The organism is Brucella sp. NBRC 12953, assembly GCF_040369775.1.
Taxonomy (GTDB): Bacteria; Pseudomonadota; Alphaproteobacteria; order Rhizobiales; family Rhizobiaceae; genus Brucella; species Brucella pseudogrignonensis.
In genome coordinates, this window is record NZ_BAABSV010000004.1 from 122535 (window position 1) to 147334 (window position 24800).

Below are 24800 nucleotides of genomic sequence, written 5' to 3' on the forward strand. Positions count from 1 at the left end.
CAACAGCTAGGGAATACATGATCGCTGCAAAGGTTCCCATGCAAGTTCGGTATCAGTCAAATGCCTGAAGTGTCAAAGTTAAACTCTTTAAAGAAAAGTAGGCTAACTCGCCGCTGAAGCGCGAAGCTCGGAATGCGGAAAACTTCATGTATGCTTCCCTCAAATGACCCAGCGCGCCCCCGAGCGTGGTTATTCTGTGGCGGGCGGTCTATATCTTGTCGCGCCCGCGCACAAATGCAGATTTCGCAAAGCTCCATTGTCAGCCATGCATTTTCGCAAAGCCTATCCAGCCAAGGCTGCAATGTATCGGCTAACGGTCACCGGCATGCCATACATCAAAGCATCTGCGGTCAGACCGTGCCCAATCGACACTTCGCTTAACTGCGGTACACGTTTCACCAAAGCTGGGAGATTCTCAACTGTCAGATCGTGCCCTGCATTGATTGCGAGTCCGAGCGCAGTTGCTGCATCTGCAGCTTTGCCGAGACGGCTCAGTTCCTGTGTAGCGGCAGCCGGATCATCATAAGTCGCTCCATATGGGCCCGTATAGAGCTCAATGCGGTCTGCGCCAATTGCCTTGGCCTTTTCATAACCCAGCGGGCCAGGGTCAGCAAATAACGATACACGCATTCCCTGTGATTTCAGCCGCTGAACGATAGGTTCCAGGAAATCGGATTTGGTTTCAAAGTCCCAACCGTGATCGGAAGTTGCCTGCATCGGATCATCAGGAACCAATGTCACCTGCTCAGGTTGATGTTTTTCAACCAGTTCCAGAAAGGCTTCTGTTGGAAAGCCTTCAATGTTGAATTCAGCCTGCGGGTATTCATCATCGATCAATGCGCGGATATCGCCAAGATCGGTAAAACGAATATGACGCTGATCAGGGCGCGGGTGCACCGTCAAGCCAGCCGCTCCTGCTGCAAGCGCCGCTCGTCCTAGACCGGTCACACTCGGCCAAGGAAGATCTCGTCGATTACGCAACATGGCTATGGCGTTGAGATTGACGGACAATTTTGCAGGCATAGAGCTTCGCTCCTTCAATTCGATATGAGGCTTTATATCGTCAGCCATTGAAAAGTGTGAGTGTTTTCCTGTCACACCTCAAACCAATATAGGGATTGCTAATTTTGAAGGCCTGCCGCAACCTTTATCCCCTGAGAGGCGTTTTAGTGAAATAACACGACGTTCTAAGAACCGGAGGTCAACGATGCGCAACGAGGACATTCCTGTCATCCGTCGCATTTCAACCAATCGTGAAGATGTCTTTGCTTTTGCAATCGAGGGACATCTCGACGACGCTTCCCTCGAAAATCTTTATGGGCTCCTCGATGCAGCCTATGAAGGCCATGATGAAATCGACCTTCTCATCCGCCTGACCGGCTATGACGGCGTGGATTGGGGTTCAGCATTTTCGGAGAGCATGCTGTCGATGCGTGCAAAATCTCTGCGTCACCTTCGACGTTATGCGATTGTTGGCGGCCCGCTATGGATACAGGCAAGCGTCACGCTCATGCAGCCGTTTCTGTCCATCGAAATGAAGACATTCGAATCCGAAGATGAGCCCAAAGCTTGGGAGTGGCTAAGCGCCGAACCAACGGAACAATGATTATTTTACAATTGTCAGCTGTTCGGCTGCACGCGTGATTGCGGTGTAAAGCCAGCGCTCGCGCGTGTCGCGGAAAGCGTAGCTTTCATCGAACAGCACGACATTATCCCACTGCGAACCCTGCGCCTTGTGAACCGTCAGCGCATAACCGTAATCAAAATCATCGAAACGCTTCTTGGTCTGCCAAGGAATTTCAGCATCCGGGTCCTCAAACTGCGCTTTGAGCAGTTTGATCTTGGCGACGCCTCGGTCTTCGTCTTCGGGCGAGACCAGCAGATTAATTCCCGGTTTCACTGTTTCCTTGGAGGAGGTCATTACCTTCCAGAGTGAGCCGTTCAGAAGCCCCTTGGCCGGATCGTTGCGCAGGCAAACCAGCTTATCGCCGGCCTGGGGGTATTCCGCAGTAAAGCCCTTCAACTCGCGCAGCCGCTGATTATAGCGCTTGCGTGTACGGTTGGTGCCAACGAGAACCTGATCGGCTGAAAGAACCAGATCCTGATTGACCTCAGATTTGGAAATAACTTTCGCTCTTCCCTCATCCCCATAAGCAAGCTCACGACCCTCACGCACGTCAAGCGCCATGCGGATGATCGGGTTATCGCGTGCCTGACGATGAATTTCCGTCAGCAGATAATCCGGTTCGTGCTCAGTAAAAAAACCGCCGCCCGAAATCGGCGGCAACTGTCCCGGATCACCCAGCACCAGAATAGGTGTGCCAAATGTCATCAGATCGCGACCGAGCTGCTCATCAACCATGGAACATTCGTCCACGACGATCAGAGCGGCCTTGGCCACTGGGCTTTGACGATTAAGGGAAAATGTCGGGGCGATAGACGTCTTACCGGTTGTTTCGTCTTCAATCGCTTCTTCACCGCGCGGCCGATAGATCAGTGAATGCAGCGTGCGCGCATTGTTTGCGCCCTTGGAGCGTAGCACCTGCGCGGCCTTGCCGGTGAAGGCCGCAAACTGCACATCACCATCCACATGCTCGGCAAAATAACGCGCAAGCGTGGTTTTGCCTGTGCCAGCATAACCAAACAGCCTGAAGATAGGGGAACGCCCTTCCTTCAGCCACTTGCCAACGGCTTTTAAAGCCTGATCCTGTTCCGGTGAAAACTGCATACCCTGTTCAGACAGGATTCGGCACTTAAAGACAAGTGAATAGGAGAACAAAACAGCATCAAAGCCATGAGGCCACACACAACAAACCATCAATGCTAGCTAATAAACGAGCCTATTATATTGAAGAATAAATTAGTAATGCAAATAATTATAAGTACGTTTAATCGTTTTCATCATAACTTAATAAATCATATTCAGTATAAACTTATAGAAGGAGTTCAATCATGATGCTTCTTGTTTTTGCAGTTTTGGCACTTTCATTAGTTTTCGCATGGTTCGGGCGTCAGTCCGTTGCAATATTTCTTGCCGTTCTCTGCCTTGCATTGGGCGTAAAACAGTTTCTTTGGGAAATATATAGTTCTGAATACGGCTATCGGATGCCTTGGATTCAAACAGAAGTGGTCGATCAGCCTAAGCGGCAACAGTCCGCTTCTGCTTTCACGCCGAGCTTAAAATCTGATGGAACAGCAGCATGATTGATTTAGCCTCAGATCATGACACCAACAAGCAGCAGACATTCGCCACTCTTCTCTCGATTTATCTTCTGGGAATGATGGCCGTCATCGCAGCAATTTTGACCGCAGCAATGGTGCTGCAATATGCCAATGGAGAAATACCTTGCCCGCTTTGTCTTTTACAACGCGTTGCGATGTTTGGTGTTTGTTTCGGCATCATTTTGCAGTTTCGGCATGGTTTCTCATACCGCAACACCGGCATGAGTATGATGTTCTCACTTTTTCTGCTGATCGTATCCGTGCGGCAGACATTGCTTGATATCTACCCTCGCCCTGGGCATGAATATATCGGCACCTCAGTCTTTGGCCTTCATATGCCCGTCTGGTCGATTCTCATTGCTGTCGCGCTGTTGATTGCCTTCGCTTTTCAACTCATCTTATGGGGCGGCAGCACGCAATTGCAGCACAAATCTCTGACGCATCAGTCGTCACTTCGCGTGTTGGCAACTGCTCTCAGTTTGTATGTGATTGCGATTGGTGTGATTAATTTCGTCTCGGTGGGCGTTCAATGCGGCGTCGATGAGTGCCACACCTTTGGCTACGCCCTTCTCAAATGAAAAATAGCGGCTGGAGTAACTCTCCGGCCGCTTTCCCAACTTAGCTGCCAACCAGTGCTGCAAATCTTTCCAGATCGACATTGCCACCACTGACGATCACGCCAACACGCTTACCTTTGAGCCCCGGCGCCATCTGCAAAGCGCCAGCGAACGCCAGGCAGCCGGTCGGTTCGACCACCATCTTCATTCGGCTGGCAAAAAACTTCATGCCTTGCACCAGATCATTGTCACTGACTGCCAAAATATCGTGAACGCTGTTCTGAATGACAGCAAATGTCATATCGCCAAGTGCCTGTGTCTGCGCGCCATCGGCTAAGGTTTTTGGAACGTCAATATGAACGATCTTGCCAGAACGGAATGATTGTTGGCCGTCATTGCCTGCTTCCGGCTCAACCCCATAGACATCGCATGAAGGTGAAAGCGCTTTGGCCGCAAGAGCAGAACCCGCCAGCAAACCGCCTCCACCGAGGCATACAAACAGCACGTCAAGTTGGCCAACCTCTTCAATCAGCTCTTTGGTTGCCGTGCCCTGCCCCGCAATGATATGCGGATGATTGAACGGCGGAATAAGCGTTAAACCGCCCTCCTCCGCAAGCTGCTTTGAAAGCGTATCTCGGTCTTCAGTATAACGGTTATAGGTCACAACCTTTGCACCATAGCCACGCGTTGCGTCCAGTTTTGCAGCGGGCGCGTCTTCAGGCATGATAATCGTGGCAGCTATGCCGAGCAATTTCGCCGAAAGAGCTATCGCTTGCGCATGGTTTCCAGAGGAAAAGGCAAGGACACCGCGCTTCTTCTGCTCACCGCTAAAGCGCGACAAGGCATTGTATGCCCCACGAAACTTGAACGCTCCGATACGCTGAAAGTTCTCGCATTTGAAAAAGAATTGCGCTCCTGTTTCGCGATCAATGGTCGATGAGGTGAAGACGGGCGTGCGATGCGCGTGCCCTTCAATCAGTTCAGCTGCAGACACCACATCGTCATAGGTAGGAAGCGCAGACATCATTCACCTCTTCAACTCGTTATTTTAACATCGGCCACAAGCTCAGAACGAGCAGCAAGGCCATGGTCAGATTGAACCACTTCAACCGGGTGGGATCGGCAAGCCAGTTGCGCAATAATGTGCCAAACCCCGCCCAGACCGACACGCTCGGCAGGTTCACAATTGCAAAGGCAGTACTCACCAGCAGCACTGCCACGTAGTAGTTGTCGTGGTTGGCGTAGGTCGCAATGCCGGTGATCGCCATCACCCAGGCTTTCGGATTAACCCATTGAAAGGCAGCAGCCTGAAAAAATGTCATCGGCACGCCGCTATCACTGGCCTTGGATTCACCGATGGAGCGCGAGGTCGCAATTTTCCATGCGAGATAAAGCATATAGGCCCCGCCCGCGAATTTGAGCGATGTATAGAACGACGGCATGGTTTCGATCAGCGCGCCAAGGCCAAAGCCAACCGCTAGCAGCAGCACGAAAAAGCCCACGCCGATGCCCAGCATATGTGGGACTGTGCGCCGAAAACCGAAGTTCACCCCCGACGCAAGCAGCATCAGATTATTAGGGCCAGGGGTCACGGAAGAAACAAAGGCGAATACGAGAAGCGCTAAGAAAATTTCAAAAGACATTGGATTGATCCAGCTAACAAGGACAAATTAGCCCAATAAAAAACCGGCACAATCGAAACATTGTGCCGGTTTCAACCGATATTGTCTCGATTTACGTAACTTACAGTCCCTGAGGACCGCGGTTCATTGCAGCCACACCGGTCCGGCAAATCTCCACGAGACCAAGTGGCTTCATCAGCGAAATGAACTGGTCGATCTTGGCCGTCTTACCGGTAATCTCGACGATGAAATGCTCGGTCGTTGCATCAACGATCTTCGCATTGAAAGCATCAGTCAGGCGCAGAGTTTCAGCGCGTGCCTCGCCCTTTCCTGCCACTTTAATCAACGCAAGTTCACGCTCAATTGGGCGCTCGTGGCCAAGCTCGACAGCGCGATGCGTCATGTCAACCACGCGATGAACAGGAACAATACGCTCCAGCTGATGACGGATTTGATCAAGCACATTCGGCGTGCCGCGCGTAACAATCGTAATGCGCGACAGATGCTGTTCATGCTCGGTTTCAGAAACAGTCAGGCTTTCAATATTATAGCCACGCCCCGAAAACAGGCCGATTACGCGGGCTAGAACACCCGGTTCATTATCAACGAGAACCGATAGCGTGTGTGTTTCCGGTGTCTGGGTATCGGCTGCAATGAAATATGCCGAGCCGGATGCTAGATTTTGTGCGTTCATATTCTTCACTCCGGATCAGACTAGGGAACGGCCCTTGGCGTCAATGGCATTGGCAACAGCTTCGTCAGTCGCTTCATCTGGCAACAGCATTTCATTATGCGCTTTGCCAGATGGGATCATTGGGAAGCAGTTGGCGAGATTGGCGACACGGCAATCGAAGATGACCGGCTTTTTGATATCAATCATTTCCATGATTGCATCATCAAGCAAAGCTGGCTTGTCGCAACGAATGCCATGGGCACCGTAAGCTTCTGCGAGCTTCACGAAATCAGGCATTGCTTCGGTATAAGAATGCGACAGGCGATTGCCATGCAGCAACTGCTGCCACTGACGAACCATGCCCATATACTGATTGTTCAGAATGAAAATCTTGATTGGCGCATTGTACTGAATGGCCGCCGACATTTCCTGAATACACATCTGGATAGAGGCATCACCGGCGATATCAATGACCAGTGCGTCAGGATGTGCAATCTGCACGCCCAAAGCTGCTGGCAAGCCGTAGCCCATCGTTCCCAAACCGCCCGATGTCATCCAGCGATTTGGCGCTTCGAAATCCATGAACTGTGCAGCCCACATCTGATGCTGGCCGACTTCAGTGGTGATGTATGTATCACGGTCTTTGGTCAGCTCGTTCAGACGTTGCAACGCATATTGCGGCATGATGACGTCTTTGTTTGGCGCATATGCCAGCGAATTGCGAGCACGCCAGCGGTCGATCTGCTCCCACCAGGCAGCAATCGCGTTCTTCTCAGGCTTCTTTGCTGAAGCACGGAACTGGCGAACAATATCTTCCAGAACATGCGCAACATCACCGATGATCGGTACATCAACGCGAACGTTTTTGTTGATCGACGATGGATCAATATCGATGTGAATCTTGCGCGAATGCGGAGCGAATGCATTCAGACGGCCCGTGATACGGTCGTCAAAACGCGCTCCAACGCACAGCATGACATCGCAATCATGCATGGTCATGTTGGCTTCGTATGTGCCATGCATACCGAGCATACCGAGCCAGTTCTTGCCCGATGCAGGATAAGCACCCAACCCCATCAAAGTCGAGGTGATCGGGAAATTGCTGATCTCAACCAGTTCGCGCAGCAGCTTCGTTGCAGCAGGACCAGAGTTGATAACACCGCCACCCGAATAGATGACCGGCTTCTTTGCAGTCAACAGCATTTCAACAGCCTGCGCGATAGCCGACTTGTCGCCTTCAATGGTTGGACGATAGCTTGTGCGCGGCGATGTCTGCGGTGGCGTGTAGATGCCGGTCGCAAACTGAATATCCTTTGGAATATCAACCAGAACCGGACCCGGACGACCAGTCGAAGCAATGTGAAACGCTTCGTGCAGAACGCGAGACAGATCATTTACGTCACGAACCAACCAGTTATGCTTGGTGCATGGACGGGTGATGCCAACGGTATCAGCTTCCTGAAAACCATCGGAACCGATGAGTGATGTTGGAACCTGACCGGAAATGCAGACCAGCGGGATCGAATCCATCAGCGCGTCCTGCAAAGGCGTAACCGCATTGGTCGCACCTGGGCCGGATGTCACCAGCATAACCCCAACCTTGCCGGTCGAACGTGCATAGCCTTCAGCCGCATGGCCAGCGCCCTGCTCGTGACGAACCAGAATATGCTGAACTTTGTCCTGCTGGAAAAGTTCGTCATAGATCGGCAGCACTGCACCACCCGGATAACCAAAAAGATGCTCCACGCCATGATCGATCATAGCCTGAACCACCATTTCCGCGCCGGTCATTTCGCGTTGCCCCGCGGAGATCGTCGCCGCCTCGCTTGTTGCTGCCGTCATCGTCGTCACTTCCCGTCTGCTTTACATATTCAATTTCGTTGATGTTTAGATAACAAAAAAGGCCCCCGAGGGAGCCTGTCTTTCGCGCATGGGAGCTTTCGCCGGATGGTTACACCATCCTGCCCATGCGCGTACGTACCACAAGAATAAGAGCTGTTCTGTTCATGGCGGCGAGAGTAATCAGCGAAAATCGTGTCGTCAACGCATAAATGTATGAAGCGCGATATTTTCTTCTGTCAAACTGCGCCTCTCGATAAGATTATTGCCCTGACAGGGCATTTTCACCTGAGGAGAACACCTTCCAGCTCTCGTCAAGCTGGTTGCGAAACCATGTTGATTGCCGCTTGGCATATTGGCGGGTGGCGATAATCGATCGCTCGATAGCGTCTTCACGCGTCATCTCACCCGCAAAAAATGCCGAAATCTCGCGCACCCCGATCGCCTTCATCGCTGGCAATGCCGGATCAAGATGAAGAGCGTTCAACGCGCGCACTTCGTCAAGCGCCCCATGGTCCCACATGAGATTGAAACGTTGAGCAATCCGCTCGCCCAACCATTTGCGGTCGGGCAGCAACACGATCTTTGTTGCGCTTGCATCATCAACGAGAGCCGTTCCGGTATTCTTCTGCCAGTGCAGCAGCGACTTGCCCGTTCCTTCAAACACCTCCAGCGCACGCACAATACGCTGACTGTCAGTCGGGCGCAGTGTGGCGGCAATCTCCGGATCAAGTTCTGTAAGAGCACTGTGGAGCGCTTCTGCCCCTTCTTCACTCATTCTATTGCGCCAGTACTCGCGCACATCTGCGGGCACTTCCGGCATCTGCGAAAGACCGCCTAAAAGCGCACGGAAATAAAGTCCGGTGCCCCCAACAAAGATCGGTGTGCGGGCTCTGAGATCAGCACGCGATAAAAGGGCTTCGACATCTGCAAACCATTTTCCTGTCGAATAGGATACTGATGGCGCGACATGGCCGTACAGAAAATGCTCGGCTTCACGAAGCTCGTCAGATTGCGGGCGAGCGCTCAAAAGATCGAGCACATCATAAACCTGCATGGAATCGGTGTTCACGATGAAGCCGCCGGTCTTCTTTGCCATATGAAGGGCAAGAGCCGACTTGCCGCTGGCCGTTGGGCCAGCTATCAGGATTGCATCCTTTGCCGCTTCACTCATCGCAGGAAATATTCCTCATGTCCCGATCCGCTTCCCTCGTTGCTACACTGATTGCCAATCCGGCCAAAGCGTCGCTTATTCCGTCCTTGGGGATTAAAGCCTCGGCAGCAGTGAATGCAAGCGGGCTTTACTGGCTCGCCGATGGCATCGCCTGCGATATACCGCTTGCTTCCGGTTTAAGCCATGAAGAAGCAGATCAGGCGTTGCGCTCTTCCCTTGATGGCGCTCCAGTTGATGTCGTGGTGCAGGAACAGGAAAGCCGGCGCAAGAAAATTCTGATTGCAGACATGGATTCCACCATGATCCAGCAGGAATGCATTGATGAACTGGCGGAAGAAGCCGGTCTTCGTGAACATGTTGCAGCGATCACTGCCCGTGCCATGAATGGCGAAATTGAGTTCGAACCGGCACTTCGTGAACGCGTAGCACTTCTCAAAGGTCTGCCACTGTCGGTGATCGACAAGGTTATCTCGACCCGCATTTCGCTTATGCCGGGTGGTGTCGAATTGGTGCGCACCATGCGCAAGCACGGCGCCTATACGGCACTTGTGTCTGGTGGCTTCACATCCTTCACACGCCGTGTTGCAGAAATGATTGGCTTTAACGAAGATCGCGCCAACACACTTCTTCATGATGGCGCGCATCTAAGCGGCGCCGTTTCCGATCCGATCCTCGGCCGCGAAGCAAAAGTGGAAAAGCTGGTCGAAATCGCTGACCGTCTTGGCCTCACCCCGCAGGATGCAATTGCTGTGGGTGACGGGGCCAACGATCTTGGCATGATCCAGCTCGCAGGCACAGGCGTCGCGCTTCATGCAAAACCAGCTGTGGCAGCGCAGGCAAAAGTGCGTATCGATCATGGTGATCTGACCGCCCTTCTCTATATTCAGGGCTATCGCAAATCGGATTTCGTTGAATGATTATTCTGGAAACGCCTCGCCTCATTATTCGTAACTGGGAAGATCGAGATCGTGAATTGATGCACGAGATCAACTCCGATGATGAGGTGATGCGTTTCTTTCCATTTCGGCGCAATCGTGCAGAATCGGATGATCTGTTTGAGCGTCTGCAGAAAATGATTACTGAAACTGGATTTGGCTTCTACGCACTCGAAGAAAAACTGAGCGGGCAATGCATCGGATTTGCAGGCCTTGCCCGCACTGACCTTGAACCGCCTTTTCCAAAAGGTACTGTCGAAATCGGCTGGCGACTAGCTCATCGTTTCTGGGGCAAAGGCTATGTAACGGAAGCTGGCAACGCGCTTCTGGCTTATGCCTTCGAAACACTGAACCTTCCCGAGGTCGTATCCTTTGCAGTGTTTAACAATGACCGTTCAACATCTGTTATGCAGCGTATAGGTATGGCTCGTGATGAGACTGGCGACTTCGATCATCCCAATGTGCCTGACGAAACGCCTCACCTCAAACATCACGTCGTCTACCGCTTAGCAAACTACACGAAGAACAGAATCACATTCAGAGCTACCCCGCCTAAATGATTCAAACTACAATGAAAAAGGCGTCGCAAATTGTTGCGACGCCTTTTTTGTTTAAGAAAAGAATATTTAGTCGATGCGGATTGTCACAAAACGCAGTTCGCCGGAACGCGACGCAAGCATCAGCAACGCATTCTTACGGCCTTCACGACGCAGAGCATCAATTCGCTTCTTCACATCAGCCGGTGACTTCACAGTAACCTGTCCGATATCGACAATCACGTCGCCGGTTTCGATACGCTTTTCACCAGCAGCAGAACCGGGAGCAACATAAAGTACAGCCACCCCTTCCACATCTTCGGCAATGCCAAATTCGCCACGCACATCGTCGTTGATTTCCGAAAGCTTCATACCGAGTACCGACGTGCCAGCCTGTTCCTTTTGCTCCTTCTTAGGAGCGTTTGGAACTTCTTCACCCTCTTCGCCTTCTTCCATATCTGGCGGAGGTGCCTGATCTTCGGTCGCTTCCTCGCTGCTCTTATCGTCTTCGACCAAACGGCCAAGCTTGACCTTTACGGTTTTCTCTTCGCCATCGCGGACAACAACAACTTCGACTTCATCCCCGACAGCGCTTTCGGCAACAAGACGCGGCAGGTCACGCGCGCGCTCTACCGGCTTACCGTCATAACGGATCACAACGTCACCCGCCTTGATCTCTTTATTGTCGACACCTGAATTTTCGATAAGACCCGCGATCAATGCGCCTTTAGATTCCTTCAGGCCAAGACTCTGGGCAATATCATCAGTGACCGGCTGGATACGAACACCGAGCCAGCCTCGGCGCACTTCGCCGAACTCTTTAAGCTGATCGATAACGCCAACAGCCATTTCAGCCGGAATAGCAAAACCAATACCAATCGAACCACCTGATGGTGAATAGATCGCCGTATTGATGCCGATCACCTTGCCGTCCATATCAAACAGCGGACCACCGGAATTACCGCGATTGATTGCAGCATCCGTCTGGATGAAATCATCATAAGGGCCGGACTGGATATCGCGCTTGCGTGCGGAAATAATACCGGCTGTCACTGTGCCGCCAAGGCCAAACGGATTACCGATTGCCAGCACCCAATCGCCAATGCGCGCCTTGTCCGAATTACCAAACTGCACGGATTTAAGCTTATGCTTCGTTGGATCAACTTTCAGCACGGCAAGATCGGTCTTTGTGTCCTTCCCCACCAGCTCCGCTTTCAGCTTGGAACCGTCAACGAAATTCACTTCGATCTCATCTGCATCGGCAATGACGTGGTTGTTTGTGACGATAAAGCCTTTTTCGGCATCAATCACAAAGCCCGAACCTAGCGATTGCACTTTGCGCGAATCGTTTTTCTTTGCGCCGTCCTTATCGTTGAAGAAGTCGTTGAAATACTCCTGAAACGGAGAACCTTCCGGCACCTGTGGCATAGGCACACCGCCGTCTTCTTCACCATCTTCCTTGACGGTCTGCGATGTCGAAATATTCACGACCGCATCCAGAAGGCCTTCGGCCAGATCAGCTACAGAACCCGGTCCCTGCCTGATTGGCGCTGTTTGCTGGGCGAACGAAGGTGCTGTGCCAATTGCAACTGTCCCTGTAAAACTCATCGCTCCAAGAGCTACGGTTGCTAAAAGGGTGCGAGCAAATCTCGCCTTGGGTGCAATTGCCATGAAGCTCTGCTCCGTTTCTGTCTGCGATAAGAAATCCAGAAGTTTAGATCGCTGCAAAATACGGCCTGTTTACGGCCCCGCATAGAGCGACGAGCAGAAATATAATGAATGAACTGGCTTATCCCCTGACAAGCCAGACAATGAAGACGCCAATTGCCAGTGCCGAAAGCCCTGCAATCCGCAACATGCTTTCGGGCGCTTCTGATGCATCGCGCGCAAGCTTTTTGGCAAAAAAAGGAAAGCCGCCGTAGAGCAGCCCTTCGAAGACGAAGAGAAGACCTACGGCGGCTAGAAAATCGCTCATTTGCGATAATTTCTCTTACTGAGACGGCGTTGCCAGTTTCCCACCAGCATCACGGAAGAACTTGAAGAACTCCGAATCCGGTGAGAGAACAAGCGTTGTGTCTGGCGTCTGGAGAGCTTCACGATACGCTGCCATCGAACGATAGAAGGCAAAGAAGCCAGGGTCCTTAGACGCAGACTGAGCGAAGATATCACTGCGCTGTGCTTCGCCTTCACCGCGAAGGATTTCAGATTCCTTACGTGCTTCAGCAAGCGTTTCCACAACCTGACGATCAGCAATAGCGCGGATACGCTGCGCTGCTTCACGACCACGCGCACGCAGACGTTCTGCTTCTGCAAGACGTTCTGCCTTCATGCGGTCGTAGGTCTGCTGCGAAACTTCAGCTGTCAGATCGGTACGACGAATACGAACATCTTCAATCGTGAGACCAAGCGAAGTCGCGTCAGCGCGCATCTGGTTTGCCACTTCACGCATCATGTCGCCGCGTTCTTCGGAGAGTGCAGCTTCAAAGCCACGCTGACCGTAAACGCCACGCAATGCAGCATCAAGACGCGTACGCAGGCGCTGTTCGGCGAGCAAAGTGCTACCCGAAACTGTCTCGCGGAATTTGCGGGCATCAGTAATACGATAAACGAGGAACGCGTCCACGTCGTAGAACTTACCGCCCGAAACCTGAACACGGATATCATCAAGATCGAAGCGCAGGAGACGATCATCGATCAACTGCACGGTATCTGCATCAAGAAAGCCGAAAGGCATTTTGAAATAGATGCCTGGTTCAGTCTTCACAGCAACAATCTGACCAAAGCGCAGAACGATTGCCTGCTGGCGTTCGTTAACAATGAACGTGGCCGAGTATGCCAGGAAAAGGATGACGGCGATGATACCGCCAATAATCGGAAGCCTGTTCTGAGACATTACTGTGCACCTCCGCCGGTCGTGGTTGCGTTTGCACCGGGACGCGGCTGCTGACGCATAAGTTCATTCAGAGGCAGATAAGGCACGACTTCTTTTCCGGGCTCCACGATGACTTTTTTCGTGCTCTTGAGTACCTGTTCCATCGTTTCTAGGAAAAGACGATTACGGGTAACTTCCGGCGACTTCTGATATTCGCCAAGCACCGAGCTGAAACGCTGCGCTTCACCTTCAGCTTCCTGGACAACACGGTTTTTATAAGCTGCTGCTTCTTCACGAAGCTGTGCCGCTTCACCGCGCGCCTGACCGAGACGCTGGTTGGAGTACTGGTTGGATTCTTCTACGAAGCGGTCTTCATCCTGTTCAGCACGCTGTACTTCATCGAACGCATCGGCCACTTCACGCGGCGGCGCTGCATCTTCGATGGAAACGGCGTTGACCTGAATGCCGGCATTGTAGCGATCAAGCGTTGCCTGAACGATGTCGCGAACGCTCTGCGCAATGGCAGCACGGTTATCACGGAACACGTCCTGAGCTGGTCGGCGGCCGACGATCTCGCGGATCGCACTTTCCGAAACCTGCTGGACCATCGAGTCCGGATTATCGACATTGAACAAATATGCACGCGGATCGGATACGCGGTAAAGCACCGAGAACTGAACATTGACGATGTTCTGATCGCCCGTCAGCATCAGGCCCTGCGTGGCGTTACGCGAGCCCTGCCCACCGATATTGATCTGCTTTTCGACGATCTGAGCCTTTTCATAGGTCTCGATCGGCCAGAAATGGAAATGCAGGCCCGGCTCGGAAACTTCAGCCTTTGGTTTACCAAAGCGAAGTTCCACGGCGAGTTCATCAGGCTGAACGGTATAGACCGACTGAAAAAGCCAGAAACCCAACACCGCTGCGCCGATGAGGAAAAATACGCCGCGATTGCTGCCGCCCTTGCCGCCACTGCCACCTGGAAAAACTTTTTTCAGACGGTCCTGGCCCTTACGGAGAATGTCTTCAAGATCCGGCGGTGTGTTTGGTCCGCCACCGCGCGGTCCTTTCGGTCCCTGCCCCCATGGGCCACCGTTGCCACCATTATTATTGTTATTGCCGTTATTATTATCGCCGCCGCCACCCCATGGGCCGCCGCCGCCATTCTGATTACTCCAGGGCATCCTCACCTCTCGTCCGGGAGACGGGAAAGCAAGCGCCACCTCCCGTCATCAACTAATGTTACCGTTTTATAGGCATCGCGAGGGCCGCTTTCAACGTGAGGCGGCAAATTTCCTGCGTTATAATTTACGCAACACGCCGTTCGTACTGAATATAGCGTGTTGGATGACTATCTTTTTCGCCTGCAGGCACGTCTTCACTCGAAATTACCTGCCAGATATTCGAATCGATTTCTGGGAAATACGTGTCACCATCAATTGTGGCCAGAACGCGCGTCAGATGCACCTTATCGGCCAATGGTAGCGCCTGCGCATAGATCTTGCCACCACCAATAATGCAGACTTCATCGACACCCAGCTCTATTGCAAGCTTGCGGCCGAGATTGATTGCATCTTCGAGCGAAGCAGTAATCTGAGCACCGTCGGCTGCAAAATTCGCATCTCTCGTTATCACGATATTTGGGCGCCCCGGCAAAGGCCGACCAATAGATTCCCATGTCTTCCGCCCCATAATCACCGGCTTACCAAGTGTGAGTGCCTTAAAGCGCTTGAGATCGGTAGACAGTTTCCAAGGCATGTCATTGTCGCGGCCAATGACACCATTTTCCGCGGCAGCCACAATGATCGATACAATCGGATTTCGAGCAGTCATATCTTACACCGCGATCGGAGCTTTGATCGTCGGATCAGCTTCGTAACCCACCAGTTCGAAGTCTTCGAATTGGAAGGCAAACAGATCTTTGACATCCGGATTGATCCGCATGGTCGGCAATGCTTTTGGCGTGCGGGTCAGCTGTAAACGCGCCTGCTCGAAATGATTGGAATAGATATGCGCATCACCAAGAGTATGCACAAAGTCCCCTGGCTCAAGGCCCGCAACTTGCGCAATCATCATCGTCAGCAATGCATAGGATGCGATGTTGAAAGGAACGCCCAGGAAAATATCTGCCGAACGCTGATAGAGCTGGCAGGAAAGCTTGCCATCAGACACGTAGAACTGGAACAGGCAATGGCATGGCGGCAGTGCCATTTCATCAACCAGCGCCGGATTCCACGCAGATACGATCAGACGTCGTGAATTAGGATTTTCACGCAACATCTTGAGAAGATTCGCAATCTGATCAATGTGGTGGCCATCCGGTGCTGGCCATGAGCGCCACTGATAGCCATAGACAGGGCCGAGATCGCCATTCTCATCGGCCCATTCATCCCAGATCGAAACGCCGTTTTCCTTAAGATAGGCGATATTTGTATCGCCTTTGAGAAACCACAGCAGCTCATGAATGATTGAGCGCAGATGCAGCTTTTTGGTGGTCAGAACCGGAAACCCTTCGGCCAGATTGAATCGCATCTGATAACCGAAAACCGAACGCGTGCCCGTTCCTGTACGGTCGCCACGGTCAACGCCATTGTCGAGCACATGCTGGAGAAGGTCGAGATAGGTACGCATAGGGAAACTTTCCGAGTCCGATTCGCTTTAGGACCACTATAAAGAAAAACCTCGGCGCGACGAGGCACCGAGGTTTCAAACTCCACAAGGGAGTGAATGGATCAGAGGTCGCCGAGCTTACCAAGCTGCTTTGCGACGAGATAATAGAAGGTGACGCGGTGCTTGTTGCGATCGCCCTTCATCACTTCAGCTACATGGTTGACCACTTCTTCAGCCTTGGCAGCGTCGGCAACACCGAGCTTCTTCGCTACCCAGCTATCGCGCACGCGCTTGAGTTCTTCCGGATCGGTTGCTGAAACTAGAGAGGAATCGCGATTGCGCAGCGCAATGCCGAGATGCTTTACGATCTTCTCGACAGCGGCTTCATCAGCGCCAGCATCATAACGACGGACATCCGCGAGATAGTCACTCATATATCCACTCTCCTTAGATTGGGTATCTGCCCCGATTAAACCTCCGCCACAGCTGGATATTTCTGTTTCTATCCAGCATGCACCGGTAGTGGAGTGAGGATTGACCAGCCTGCGCTGACTGTCAATAAAAATGAACGCTAAAAGCGAAGAGCAAGATCGGCGAACAACCTGTTAAATCATAACTACCCCCTTCCAATCGAAGAGAAGGACGCCTATATACGGCGTGTCAGCGCAAGCTGACTATGGTGATAAATGGACGATGTAATAAACCTATTGGACCCGGGGGCGGTACCCGGCGCCTCCACCACAACGCAAGAAGCATTAATAGCGAGTTGCGCTGCGGCGGGGGCGAAATAGGATCGACAAGGGTGTAAAGATCGCTCTTTTGCTCGGCATGATACCACCGTTATCGGGTCAATTGAGTAGTTGCAAATGACAACAAAGCTCAGGGTTACGCTCTCGCTGCCTAATGGCGGTGCGGGAAACCCACTCTAAAGCCCTTAGGGTTAGCACCTTAAGGCGGGGTTCGGAGGCACCTGGCAACAGAAGCCTCCACTTCTCTACAAAATTACAGCGGCTTAAATGAAAACGGCTCCAGAAAATCTGAAGCCGTTCTGTTTTAGACTATTGCTGCTTCTGTATCCGGCTCTGCCTTGCGCGAGAAAACAATCAGCGCAAGCAGGAAAGCCGTCACGGCACAGGCGGCGATTCCGCCTATCATCGGCAGTGCCGAACCATCGAAGAAAGCACCTGTGATACCAATTGCGATACCACCAATCACAAAGTGCAGCGTTCCCAAAAGTGCTGAGGCAGTTCCCGCAATTTCACCATGATCTTCAAGCGCCAGCACAGCAGTTGTCGGGATAACCAGACCAAGGAAGCCGTAACCGACAAACAGGAAGCTGGCGATTAGCCAAAGCGAATGATGGCCCATTAGCACGGCAGCGAACATCGCAAGCATAACAGCAGCAAATCCCGATACCGCCACGCGCATCACGCGGCGCAGTCCAAAACGGGCACCCAAAACACCATTGAGCTGCGACACACTAAAGAACGAGACCGCGTTCACCGAGAATGCCACAGCATATTGGCTTCTGGTCAGGCCATAATGGTCGATCAAAATGAACGACGAGTTAGCCAGATAGACGAAGAAAGAAGCGATACCGAACCCACCAATGGCAGCCAGCCCCATGAAGTAACGATCTTTGAGCAGGCGTCCATAGCCGCGCAATGCGCTGCTGAGATTACTTTCAAGACGAGCTTCGGCCCCTCTCGTTTCTTTCAGAGCTGTTGCAACCAGCACGATGCCGACAAGAGCCGCGACAAGCACCGCCCAGAACACGCCGCGCCAACCAAAGAAATCAATAAGCACCGAGCCACTCAAAGGCGCAAGGATCGGTGAAATCGAGAAAACAAGCATGAGCAGCGACATTAATCGTGCAGCATCCACGCCTGTATGGAGATCACGCACCACAGCACGCGGGATCACCGTACCGGCAGCAGCTCCAAGGCCCTGAAGGAAGCGGAACATCACAAGGACATCAATATTGGTCGCTAAAGCCGACCCGACGCTGCCGATCGCAAACAAAATAAGTCCGCCATAAAGAGGCACCCTGCGCCCCACCATGTCAGACAACGGGCCACAAAATAGCTGTGCAATCGCCAAAGCGATAAAAAACGCCAGAAGGCTCATCTGAACTGCACCGGTTTCGGCGCGCAGATCAGTCGCAATCGTCGGCAATGCTGGCAGATACATATCAATCGCAAACGGGCCTATTGCTGACAAAAGACCCAGAATAATTGCGTTGCGCACGAGACCGGAAGTAGCAGAGCCAGATGAGGATCCTAAACGGGTGCCTGAACTCATGGGGGGAGCACTTTCATCAATGTTTCGTGAGTCGCCTGTTACGACTTCGGCCCCGGGTCATCGCTTGGGAGGATGGCAGGTCAGGGTCGAAATATCGCAACCGGATGTCTATCCACATGTTATTGCTGAATATTTTCAATTATATCTGTGACAAACCGGCCCCCAACCGGATATCGCAGCCTTTAAAAACAGTGTAGCAATCCGCATAATGGACGAGATGTCAAAACCGTTTTGACACAAGTGTAAAATTAGACACTATTGTCCAAACCGTCAAGTCGTCTTATGTTATGAATATGAAACCTACTGACATGCTCGATATAGCCGTTCTGCCGGACAGACGTGCCACCCTTTCGAAAGGGATGAATTCTGCGGCAGTGAAACCGGGGCAATGCATGAAGCGCGACTTCATTCTTTGCGCTGCAGCCCGCGTGTTTTACCGCGATGGGTTTCAAGGTGCGAGCATAGATCTCATTGCCAGCGAAGCCGGAGTATCCCGTCAGACGATCTATAATCATTATCGCGACAAGGAAGCACTACTGGCTGCTGTCGTTGATGATGCCTTTGACCGGATGACTGCTAGCCTTTTTGCTGTTTTAGCCACTTTTCCGCAGTCGGGCGAAAATCTGGAAAAGGCTCTGATCTCATTTTCCATCAGGATGAGTCGTAGCTGCGTTTATGACTCTTCTACTGTTTTCCTTCGCAAACTTTTTCAATCCGACGAAGATGCTCTGCCGTTGAAAAGCGATATTTGCAGTAATCGCGGCCCCGCACAAGCCGTGCCAGCAATTGCCGCTCATCTGGCTCGTCTTGCGCTTGCCGGCGACTTGCAGATTGAGGATCCGGACCTCGCCGCTCGCCATTATCTGGCACTTATCAATGCTGACATTCACTACCACCTCCTGACAGGCCAAAGTGTGGATGATAGCATTATCGAGAAAAGCTCGATCAATGGTGTCCGGACGTTTCTGATGGCATTTGGCAAACGCGCTTAGGTCTTCCTCCCCCTTCACATTCGCGCCTTGATTGCTTTTACAGTCCCACCCTCGTGGGAGTTGAGCTTTTTCACGATATAATTTTCAATTCAATTGAGAACAAACTTGACATCAACCCGCGAATCCGTGGGATAAGCAAATCATGGTACAGGATTTGATCCGTTACGATATTTTGGCTCAGGAAGCCCTCCGCGGCGTCATTCGCAAGGTTCTTGCGGAGGTCGCGTCAACTGGCTTGCCTGGAAACCACCACTTCTTCATCACGTTCCTGACGGGAGCGCCTGGTGTGCGCATTTCATCGCGCCTCAAGGAAAAATACCCTGAGCAGATGACGATCGTTTTACAGCACCAGTTTTGGGATATGGTAGTGACAGACCAGCTTTTTGAGATTGGTCTGTCCTTCGGTGATGTCCCTGAAAAGCTGACCGTTCCGTTCTCGGCTATCCGCGGCTTTTACGATCCTTCCGTGAACTTCGAGCTGGAATTCGACGTGTCCGTCGTCCAGCCGACCAGTGACAATGACGAAGGCAGTAATATTTCTTCGATTGAGCTGATTTCTTCTGAAGAAGCCCCGGCCAAAAAGCCGAAGTCAAAACCGCGCAAAACTGCTGCGGAAAAGGAAGATGCAGCCGCCAAGGAAAACGAAGCGTCAGAAGGCGATGATGCAGAATCTAAACCATCTGCGGATGTCGTTTCGCTTGATTCTTTCCGCAAGAAGTAAGCTTAAACCTTCCTTATGAGATCAGAGCCAGAGCAGGTTTTCCTCTCTGGCGTTTTCATTTGCGCTTAAAAGCGACCTTCCCATAAGCCAGATTTTTTGCCCAATTGACTTTAATCAAGGCATACGGACAATTAGGCGATAATTATACAAATATTGGCAACGATTTGGATGGTGGTTTTATGCTGCGTTTAATTGCACAGGCAGTCTTGTGGCTCAGCGGGCTTATTGCTGCGGTATTCGTTGCAAAGGATGAGCCGAATTTTCCGCTCTGGCAAATGACGTTCGGCTTGCTTATGCTTGTTGTGCTGTCATTGGCCATCTGGTGGTTTACAAACCCCAGAACGCCAAGAAAATAACAGAGGCGGTTACAAGCCTAACCCACCAATCGAATAACAGGCTTTCATGAGCGATATCGTCAATCTGCGCCAGTTCAAGAAACAGAAGGCTCGCCAGTCGAAAGAACAGCAGGCCGAGCAGAACCGTATTCTTCATGGACGCACGAAAGCCGAGAAAGAATTCGCGCGAGAAGAAACGCGAAAAGCTGAAAAATTCCTCACCCTCAATCGGCTGGAGCCGAGCAAAAAACCGGATGACGGAGAGTGAGTGTCTCTGCCCGGCTTCGCAAGCATTCCGTCAGCATTCGTGGACATGCCACCAGCTACACACTGGAGGACCCCTTCTATGAAATCATAGAAGAGATAGCTCAAGAACGTGAGATGGCCGTTGCCGCTCTCATCGCGGAAATCGACAGTCAACGCGACCGAATGATAAATCTTTCATCAGCTTTGCGTCTTCATGCGCTTGAATGGCTTAAAGCCAAACTGCCAGTAACAAATTAACCTAATTTAAGGCTGAGTTTGTGGGCTGGGCTGCGTATCTGGCGAAGGCTCTAGACTCTTCAGGAAATCATTAAGCGACTGACCATTCTGGCCATTGAGAGGTGCTCCGCCGCCACTTGGCACAGGTATGGTAGCCCCATCATTTTGCATTTGCTCAGCCCTGCGTTGGGCCTCCGCCCGTGCATCGGCTTCAGCTTTTTTGCGCGCTTCCTCTTCCTGCTTCACACGCTCGCGTTCCTGTTCATCGGAAGTAAGCAAATCAAGTTGGCGACGCAGCTGCTGTTTTTCAACAATGCTTGCCTGCATCGCTTCAACGCGCTCCTGCTCACGCTCAAGCGCACGCTGTGTGAGGAATTGCACCAGCGGCTGACGGTCAAATTGAGCCGAAGGCGCGTCATAAGTGCCGCCGATTGAATAACGCAAATTGGCAGCGCCATCAGCTTCCGCATTATCTGCGTTTTTGAAAGACAAGCTGCCAGTACCACCCAAAGCAAGCGTGGAAAGATCAAACTGCAAGTCACCAGAAAGCACCGTATCGCCAGCGCTCAAACTAAATGGCGAAAGTCGCGCGATGCCACCGGCGACGGTGAAATCAAATCTGGTCATGCCTGCAATAAACTGCCCTTGGCCAACTGCTTTATCGGCAATTGCCACAAACTGCTTCGCATCAATTTGCGTGGCACCTGTAGGCTGATCTGCCAGTGTATCAGCTGCTGTCAACATCACGGGGAAACTAGCAGCATCAAGCCCGTTGATGGCGAAGTTTTCAACATCTGCACTTCCCGTGCCCGCAAGTGATGACACGAGCTCCGCGACACTTGTGCCGCTGCCGTTCAGCGACAATGCGGCCTTCACTGTCCCGGCAAGCGGGATGCCACCATCTGGCAGATGGTAGAAGTCCTGAAGTGCTGCACCACTCCATTTTAGGTCAGAGGCCAACAGCGCAGTCTTGTCGTTATTGCGCAGCGAAACGTTACCAACCAGATAGCCACCAGCCCAATTTCCAGTCAGTTCACCAAGCGTGAGCCCATCAATGCTTTTTTGCAGCCGCGTGGAAAAATCACTGACTGTTCCAAATCCATCCATATGCGCCTGTGCTGCGGTCAGTTTCATGTCCATGAGCAAAGGCAAGGACGGTCGAACAGCAAAAGTGTTTTTCGGCCACACAGACCCTTTACCCGCTTTTGTCGGTTCTATCGCATCCTGCCCAAGCATGATCCCAGCAAGGCTCGCCAACTCAATTGACGCAAGCTTTGCTTCACCCTTGATCTGCGGCAGACCACTGTCAGAAAAATTCGCCTCTATGCGCGCAGAGATGTCATCGCCGCCAAGTTTTCCTGCGAAATTTGGGAAGCGCAGCAAACCTTTTGCGAATTGAAAATCACTGGAGAGATCGGCAGAAAGCCCTTCCCCAAAACCAGGAAGCGTGTAACCGGCCGTCGCAATGAAGGGCTGCAAATCGGCCGATTTCAACTGAGCCTTGCCGCTCGCAGCAATATCGCCGCCAACCAATGAAAGAATACCATCGGCGACCGCGTTACCGTCAGGCGCGGTAAGCTTGAGTTGAGTACGCATACCAGCGCTTGGTGCACCCTGCATCGTCAGATCAGCGGTCAATTCACCAGCAAGGCCAAGTGGCAAAGATGGAACTCCCAGCAATGCAAGCACTGTCTCGCCATTCGGCGACGATGCTGTGCCATTAAGCTGCATTTGCATCGGATCACTGTCGGAGCTGCCACCACTCGTTGTTCCGGATAAATCAAGCTTCATCCCGCCCGCTTTGCCAGTCACACTGAACGAGGCTTCTCCACCTTTGGCTGGTGTCTTTGTGTTCGCTTCTTTGGTGCGCGCGCTTTTATCCTTGCCCGCATTTTTGCTCGCGGCGGTTGCCGATGCGGCAACGTTGCTGGGCGGTGCAACCGCATTTGCGATGATGTTGATTTCAGTGTCTTCGAACAGGCCCGGATAGTTATCCGCGCGCGCTGAAAGCGAGCGGAAGAACGGAACCTGCGGATGGCGATGCGCAGCCAAAGTCAGGAATTGCGAAAGATCGGAAGACAACAAGGTCGCATCCAGCGAGCCAGATGGCGCAGTCGCAAAAGGCTCATAAGTTCCGGTTGCAGTAAGGGTTGTGCCCGCGACGTCATTGATCATCAAGCGATCAAAATCAAAACGGCCACCATGCACGCGTACAGCGAGATCGACGCTGCCTGCTTCCATATCCTCATATTGGACTGGGCCTGCTTTAAAGCCGATATCAAGCGCCTGTCCATCAAGCGAGGCCATGCCGTGGCCGTCTGAGAAAAAACCAGTAAACGCCCGTAAAGCATTGCTATCGACAGAACCACCCTGTAGGCGCAAAGTGATAGCAGGTTCAGCTGAACCTGCTATCTGACGCAAGAAACTGCCCTTGAGTGTCGTTTTGCCAAGTCCGATTTCGAGATTATCGATGCTTTGCATTCCGTCGCGCAGATCGACTTTGCCTGAAAAACCGACGCCATCGAGTTTGCGGATCGATTCATCGACTGTTTCATTGAGCCACGAAGCAAGACCGGATGGTTGACGTGAGGCCACAAGCATATCACCCGCGAACCCGAAATCGCGCCCCACTGAAAGCCTGCCCTTGGCTTCAACCTTGGTGCGACCTGGAAGGTCGGCTGCGAACTGGCGGATATTCCAGCCATTGCCATCAGGCTCGGCGCTGACGGTCACGGAACGGATTGTGGTACCACCTGCAATTACCGCAGGCAGACGCAAATCTACATTGCCAGGCATACCAGGTATCGGCAATTGCTCCAGTATTCGCCGGGCAATCGCGACTCGATCGACAATCGGAATGGTCTGCACTTCCGCTTGGCTCTCTTGCGTATCGACCGGACCCCAGAAAATCTGCTGGCCATCAGCGCTGATCTCAAAGCGCGGCGTATCACCGTAATCAATCAGCGCCTTGCCGTTCACAACATAGGGGTTGTCGGCAGGTCCCTGCTCCATGCGAAACTCGCTCGCATCGAAACGGCTCTTGTTTGCATCGAATTTTCCACTAACGCGAAGATCGCTGAAGAATGGCTTCTCGATTGGAGCCTTCTGGTTTTTGGCAGCAGGTGCCATCGCATCAGCAGAGCGCAGTGAGAAATTACCGGCATAATTCAATCTGCCATCATCGAGCGTGATGTCACCGTCGGTTTCAAACGATGCAGGTACAGCTTCGGGCGAAATACGCGCGCGCAGACGCAATGAACCATCTGGCTTTGCTTCGCCGCTGTTAAGATCGAGCGCGAGCTTTTGCCCTTCGATGTTGAGGGTACCGTTGGCGTTCCACGGACCTGCAAGACTATTGGCCGACATAACAGCATTAATCGCTGTCGCTTCATGCGAACGGCCACTGGCTCTGTCGACCAGTGTCGCCTTGCCATCTGTGATCGAAAGACGTTCAACCTTGATCTTCGCCGGATCGAGCGGCGTTGACGGGCGAATTGCCCAATCAACCTTGCCATCCTTATCAAGCGAAATTGTTGCCTGCGGACGCTCCACGCGCATATCGAAAATCAGTAACTGGCCGCGCAGAAACGGCATCAGTTCGGCATCCATCGAGAAGGTATCGACAGTCATTACCGGATGTTCGGCATCTGCCCCCACCCGCACATCGGAGAAAGCCACCGAAGGAAACGGCAGCAATCGAGCACTGACATCACCTGTCACATGAACCGGCCGGCCAAGGATCTGGCTTGCCTCACGTTCGAACTCGGCCCGATAGCCGCTCCAGTCGACAAATGGCGGCACGACGAGCGCTGCAGTCAAAAGCAGCACCAGCAATCCACCCACGATGACGAATATGCGGCCCAAACGAAGCTCCGATAAAATGCTTAATGCTCGCCGAATGAAACAAAGGGTGAATCACGCGGTCTTT

Annotated in this window: 26 protein-coding genes and 1 other RNA gene; 11 read left to right on the forward strand and 16 right to left on the reverse strand. The window is 52.3% G+C overall.

Annotated elements, in window-relative coordinates; all coding sequences use genetic code 11:
* Positions 1–282: 282 nt before the first annotated feature.
* The gene (locus ABWV94_RS10880; RefSeq protein ID WP_113498128.1) at positions 283–1023 is read right to left on the reverse strand and encodes a pyridoxine 5'-phosphate synthase; all 741 of its coding nucleotides are present in this window, start codon (positions 1021–1023) and stop codon (positions 283–285) included.
* A gap of 184 nt (positions 1024–1207) precedes the next feature.
* On the opposite strand from ABWV94_RS10880, the gene ABWV94_RS10885 reads away from it, so the two are divergent.
* Complete coding sequence (locus tag ABWV94_RS10885) at positions 1208–1606, forward strand: SpoIIAA family protein (RefSeq protein ID WP_079212053.1); 399 nt, start codon at positions 1208–1210, stop codon at positions 1604–1606.
* Here the strand turns inward: ABWV94_RS10885 and ABWV94_RS10890 are convergent, their stop codons facing one another.
* A complete protein-coding gene (locus ABWV94_RS10890) occupies positions 1607–2728 on the reverse strand; it encodes an ATP-dependent DNA helicase (RefSeq protein WP_064320802.1) in 1122 nt (373 codons plus the stop codon).
* A 224-nt stretch (positions 2729–2952) separates the two neighbouring features.
* Between ABWV94_RS10890 and ABWV94_RS10895 the strand changes: the two genes are divergently transcribed.
* On the forward strand, positions 2953–3204 hold the full coding sequence (locus tag ABWV94_RS10895) for a hypothetical protein (RefSeq protein WP_079212054.1): 252 nt from the start codon (positions 2953–2955) through the stop codon (positions 3202–3204).
* A 74-nt stretch (positions 3205–3278) separates the two neighbouring features.
* Positions 3279–3800 carry a disulfide bond formation protein B gene (locus tag ABWV94_RS10900; RefSeq protein ID WP_247645060.1) on the forward strand — a complete coding sequence of 174 codons (522 nt, stop codon included), beginning with the start codon at positions 3279–3281 and terminating at the stop codon, positions 3798–3800.
* 40 nt (positions 3801–3840) lie between these two features.
* On the opposite strand, the gene ABWV94_RS10905 is transcribed toward ABWV94_RS10900, so the two are convergent.
* The 5 genes from ABWV94_RS10905 to miaA form a co-directional block, all read right to left on the reverse strand.
* Complete coding sequence (locus ABWV94_RS10905; protein ID WP_079212583.1) at positions 3841–4803, reverse strand: threo-3-hydroxy-L-aspartate ammonia-lyase; 963 nt, start codon at positions 4801–4803, stop codon at positions 3841–3843.
* Between the two features lie 19 nt (positions 4804–4822).
* The gene (locus ABWV94_RS10910; protein WP_079212056.1) at positions 4823–5422 is read right to left on the reverse strand and encodes a LysE family translocator; all 600 of its coding nucleotides are present in this window, start codon (positions 5420–5422) and stop codon (positions 4823–4825) included.
* 100 nt (positions 5423–5522) lie between these two features.
* Positions 5523–6095 (reverse strand): acetolactate synthase small subunit, encoded by a 573-nt coding sequence (gene ilvN / locus ABWV94_RS10915; protein ID WP_007875697.1) that lies wholly within the window; start codon positions 6093–6095, stop codon positions 5523–5525.
* Positions 6096–6110: 15 nt separating this feature from the next.
* Positions 6111–7916 (reverse strand): acetolactate synthase 3 large subunit, encoded by a 1806-nt coding sequence (locus ABWV94_RS10920; protein ID WP_269137101.1) that lies wholly within the window; start codon positions 7914–7916, stop codon positions 6111–6113.
* Positions 7917–8175: 259 nt separating this feature from the next.
* Positions 8176–9087, reverse strand: coding sequence for a tRNA (adenosine(37)-N6)-dimethylallyltransferase MiaA (gene miaA, locus ABWV94_RS10925; protein ID WP_113498024.1), 912 nt, complete (start codon positions 9085–9087; stop codon positions 8176–8178).
* A gap of 17 nt (positions 9088–9104) precedes the next feature.
* Between miaA and serB the strand changes: the two genes are divergently transcribed.
* Together serB and ABWV94_RS10935 are read left to right on the forward strand one after the other, a co-directional pair.
* Positions 9105–10004: a phosphoserine phosphatase SerB gene (gene serB, locus ABWV94_RS10930; protein WP_007875700.1), complete on the forward strand. Its 900-nt coding sequence runs from the start codon at positions 9105–9107 to the stop codon at positions 10002–10004.
* Complete coding sequence (locus ABWV94_RS10935) at positions 10001–10582, forward strand: GNAT family N-acetyltransferase (protein ID WP_113498022.1); 582 nt, start codon at positions 10001–10003, stop codon at positions 10580–10582. The genes serB and ABWV94_RS10935 overlap by 4 nt, the downstream gene beginning before the upstream one ends.
* Positions 10583–10648: 66 nt before the next feature.
* On the opposite strand, the gene ABWV94_RS10940 is transcribed toward ABWV94_RS10935, so the two are convergent.
* The 7 genes from ABWV94_RS10940 to ABWV94_RS10970 all read right to left on the reverse strand — a co-directional run bounded on the left by ABWV94_RS10940 (position 10649) and on the right by ABWV94_RS10970 (position 16474).
* Positions 10649–12229: a Do family serine endopeptidase gene (locus ABWV94_RS10940; protein WP_112805716.1), complete on the reverse strand. Its 1581-nt coding sequence runs from the start codon at positions 12227–12229 to the stop codon at positions 10649–10651.
* Between the two features lie 118 nt (positions 12230–12347).
* Positions 12348–12533, reverse strand: a complete 186-nt coding sequence (locus ABWV94_RS10945; RefSeq protein WP_007875705.1) for a DUF2065 domain-containing protein — start codon at positions 12531–12533, stop codon at positions 12348–12350.
* A gap of 15 nt (positions 12534–12548) precedes the next feature.
* A complete protein-coding gene (gene hflC, locus ABWV94_RS10950) occupies positions 12549–13451 on the reverse strand; it encodes a protease modulator HflC (RefSeq protein ID WP_007875707.1) in 903 nt (300 codons plus the stop codon).
* Positions 13451–14614 carry an FtsH protease activity modulator HflK gene (gene hflK / locus ABWV94_RS10955; RefSeq protein WP_064320808.1) on the reverse strand — a complete coding sequence of 388 codons (1164 nt, stop codon included), beginning with the start codon at positions 14612–14614 and terminating at the stop codon, positions 13451–13453. Before hflK ends, hflC begins: the two co-directional genes overlap by 1 nt.
* A 124-nt stretch (positions 14615–14738) precedes the next feature.
* Positions 14739–15263: a dihydrofolate reductase gene (locus ABWV94_RS10960; RefSeq protein WP_113498020.1), complete on the reverse strand. Its 525-nt coding sequence runs from the start codon at positions 15261–15263 to the stop codon at positions 14739–14741.
* Between the two features lie 3 nt (positions 15264–15266).
* Entirely contained in the window at positions 15267–16061 is a 795-nt protein-coding gene (locus ABWV94_RS10965; RefSeq protein WP_113498018.1) for a thymidylate synthase, read from the reverse strand.
* Positions 16062–16162: 101 nt separating this feature from the next.
* Positions 16163–16474 carry a DUF2853 family protein gene (locus ABWV94_RS10970; protein ID WP_007875715.1) on the reverse strand — a complete coding sequence of 104 codons (312 nt, stop codon included), beginning with the start codon at positions 16472–16474 and terminating at the stop codon, positions 16163–16165.
* Between the two features lie 186 nt (positions 16475–16660).
* Between ABWV94_RS10970 and ssrA the strand changes: the two genes are divergently transcribed.
* Positions 16661–17031: a transfer-messenger RNA gene (gene ssrA, locus ABWV94_RS10975) on the forward strand.
* 62 nt (positions 17032–17093) lie between these two features.
* On the opposite strand, the gene ABWV94_RS10980 is transcribed toward ssrA, so the two are convergent.
* The gene (locus tag ABWV94_RS10980) at positions 17094–18341 is read right to left on the reverse strand and encodes a multidrug effflux MFS transporter (protein ID WP_113498016.1); all 1248 of its coding nucleotides are present in this window, start codon (positions 18339–18341) and stop codon (positions 17094–17096) included.
* 287 nt (positions 18342–18628) lie between these two features.
* Between ABWV94_RS10980 and ABWV94_RS10985 the strand changes: the two genes are divergently transcribed.
* From ABWV94_RS10985 to ABWV94_RS11005, 5 genes are all read left to right on the forward strand, one after another.
* Positions 18629–19333 carry a TetR/AcrR family transcriptional regulator gene (locus ABWV94_RS10985; RefSeq protein ID WP_231195843.1) on the forward strand — a complete coding sequence of 235 codons (705 nt, stop codon included), beginning with the start codon at positions 18629–18631 and terminating at the stop codon, positions 19331–19333.
* Positions 19334–19475: 142 nt separating this feature from the next.
* A complete protein-coding gene (locus tag ABWV94_RS10990) occupies positions 19476–20054 on the forward strand; it encodes an SspB family protein (protein WP_007875719.1) in 579 nt (192 codons plus the stop codon).
* 104 nt (positions 20055–20158) lie between these two features.
* Positions 20159–20410, forward strand: a complete 252-nt coding sequence (locus tag ABWV94_RS10995) for a hypothetical protein (protein WP_064320811.1) — start codon at positions 20159–20161, stop codon at positions 20408–20410.
* Positions 20411–20456: 46 nt separating this feature from the next.
* The gene (locus ABWV94_RS11000; RefSeq protein ID WP_113498014.1) at positions 20457–20657 is read left to right on the forward strand and encodes a DUF4169 family protein; all 201 of its coding nucleotides are present in this window, start codon (positions 20457–20459) and stop codon (positions 20655–20657) included.
* The gene (locus ABWV94_RS11005; protein WP_007875722.1) at positions 20654–20893 is read left to right on the forward strand and encodes a ribbon-helix-helix domain-containing protein; all 240 of its coding nucleotides are present in this window, start codon (positions 20654–20656) and stop codon (positions 20891–20893) included. Before ABWV94_RS11000 ends, ABWV94_RS11005 begins: the two co-directional genes overlap by 4 nt.
* Before the next feature lie 6 nt (positions 20894–20899).
* Here ABWV94_RS11005 and ABWV94_RS11010 read toward each other — a convergent pair whose 3' ends face one another.
* Positions 20900–24736, reverse strand: coding sequence for an AsmA family protein (locus tag ABWV94_RS11010; protein ID WP_113498010.1), 3837 nt, complete (start codon positions 24734–24736; stop codon positions 20900–20902).
* Positions 24737–24800: the final 64 nt, after the last annotated feature.

Bases quoted from the DNA above. Each gene is read 5' to 3' on its own strand.
- ABWV94_RS10880 (WP_113498128.1), bottom strand. From the start codon at position 1,023: ATGCCTGCAAAATTGTCCGTCAATCTCAACGCCATAGCCATGTTGCGT.
- ABWV94_RS10885 (WP_079212053.1), top strand. From the start codon at position 1,208: ATGCGCAACGAGGACATTCCTGTCATCCGTCGCATTTCAACCAATCGT.
- ABWV94_RS10890 (WP_064320802.1), bottom strand. From the start codon at position 2,728: ATGCAGTTTTCACCGGAACAGGATCAGGCTTTAAAAGCCGTTGGCAAG.
- ABWV94_RS10895 (WP_079212054.1), top strand. From the start codon at position 2,953: ATGATGCTTCTTGTTTTTGCAGTTTTGGCACTTTCATTAGTTTTCGCA.
- ABWV94_RS10900 (WP_247645060.1), top strand. From the start codon at position 3,279: ATGATGGCCGTCATCGCAGCAATTTTGACCGCAGCAATGGTGCTGCAA.
- ABWV94_RS10905 (WP_079212583.1), bottom strand. From the start codon at position 4,803: ATGTCTGCGCTTCCTACCTATGACGATGTGGTGTCTGCAGCTGAACTG.
- ABWV94_RS10910 (WP_079212056.1), bottom strand. From the start codon at position 5,422: ATGTCTTTTGAAATTTTCTTAGCGCTTCTCGTATTCGCCTTTGTTTCT.
- ilvN (WP_007875697.1), bottom strand. From the start codon at position 6,095: ATGAACGCACAAAATCTAGCATCCGGCTCGGCATATTTCATTGCAGCC.
- ABWV94_RS10920 (WP_269137101.1), bottom strand. From the start codon at position 7,916: ATGACGGCAGCAACAAGCGAGGCGGCGACGATCTCCGCGGGGCAACGC.
- miaA (WP_113498024.1), bottom strand. From the start codon at position 9,087: ATGAGTGAAGCGGCAAAGGATGCAATCCTGATAGCTGGCCCAACGGCC.
- serB (WP_007875700.1), top strand. From the start codon at position 9,105: ATGTCCCGATCCGCTTCCCTCGTTGCTACACTGATTGCCAATCCGGCC.
- ABWV94_RS10935 (WP_113498022.1), top strand. From the start codon at position 10,001: ATGATTATTCTGGAAACGCCTCGCCTCATTATTCGTAACTGGGAAGAT.
- ABWV94_RS10940 (WP_112805716.1), bottom strand. From the start codon at position 12,229: ATGGCAATTGCACCCAAGGCGAGATTTGCTCGCACCCTTTTAGCAACC.
- ABWV94_RS10945 (WP_007875705.1), bottom strand. From the start codon at position 12,533: ATGAGCGATTTTCTAGCCGCCGTAGGTCTTCTCTTCGTCTTCGAAGGG.
- hflC (WP_007875707.1), bottom strand. From the start codon at position 13,451: ATGTCTCAGAACAGGCTTCCGATTATTGGCGGTATCATCGCCGTCATC.
- hflK (WP_064320808.1), bottom strand. From the start codon at position 14,614: ATGCCCTGGAGTAATCAGAATGGCGGCGGCGGCCCATGGGGTGGCGGC.
- ABWV94_RS10960 (WP_113498020.1), bottom strand. From the start codon at position 15,263: ATGACTGCTCGAAATCCGATTGTATCGATCATTGTGGCTGCCGCGGAA.
- ABWV94_RS10965 (WP_113498018.1), bottom strand. From the start codon at position 16,061: ATGCGTACCTATCTCGACCTTCTCCAGCATGTGCTCGACAATGGCGTT.
- ABWV94_RS10970 (WP_007875715.1), bottom strand. From the start codon at position 16,474: ATGAGTGACTATCTCGCGGATGTCCGTCGTTATGATGCTGGCGCTGAT.
- ABWV94_RS10980 (WP_113498016.1), bottom strand. From the start codon at position 18,341: ATGAGTTCAGGCACCCGTTTAGGATCCTCATCTGGCTCTGCTACTTCC.
- ABWV94_RS10985 (WP_231195843.1), top strand. From the start codon at position 18,629: ATGAATATGAAACCTACTGACATGCTCGATATAGCCGTTCTGCCGGAC.
- ABWV94_RS10990 (WP_007875719.1), top strand. From the start codon at position 19,476: ATGGTACAGGATTTGATCCGTTACGATATTTTGGCTCAGGAAGCCCTC.
- ABWV94_RS11000 (WP_113498014.1), top strand. From the start codon at position 20,457: ATGAGCGATATCGTCAATCTGCGCCAGTTCAAGAAACAGAAGGCTCGC.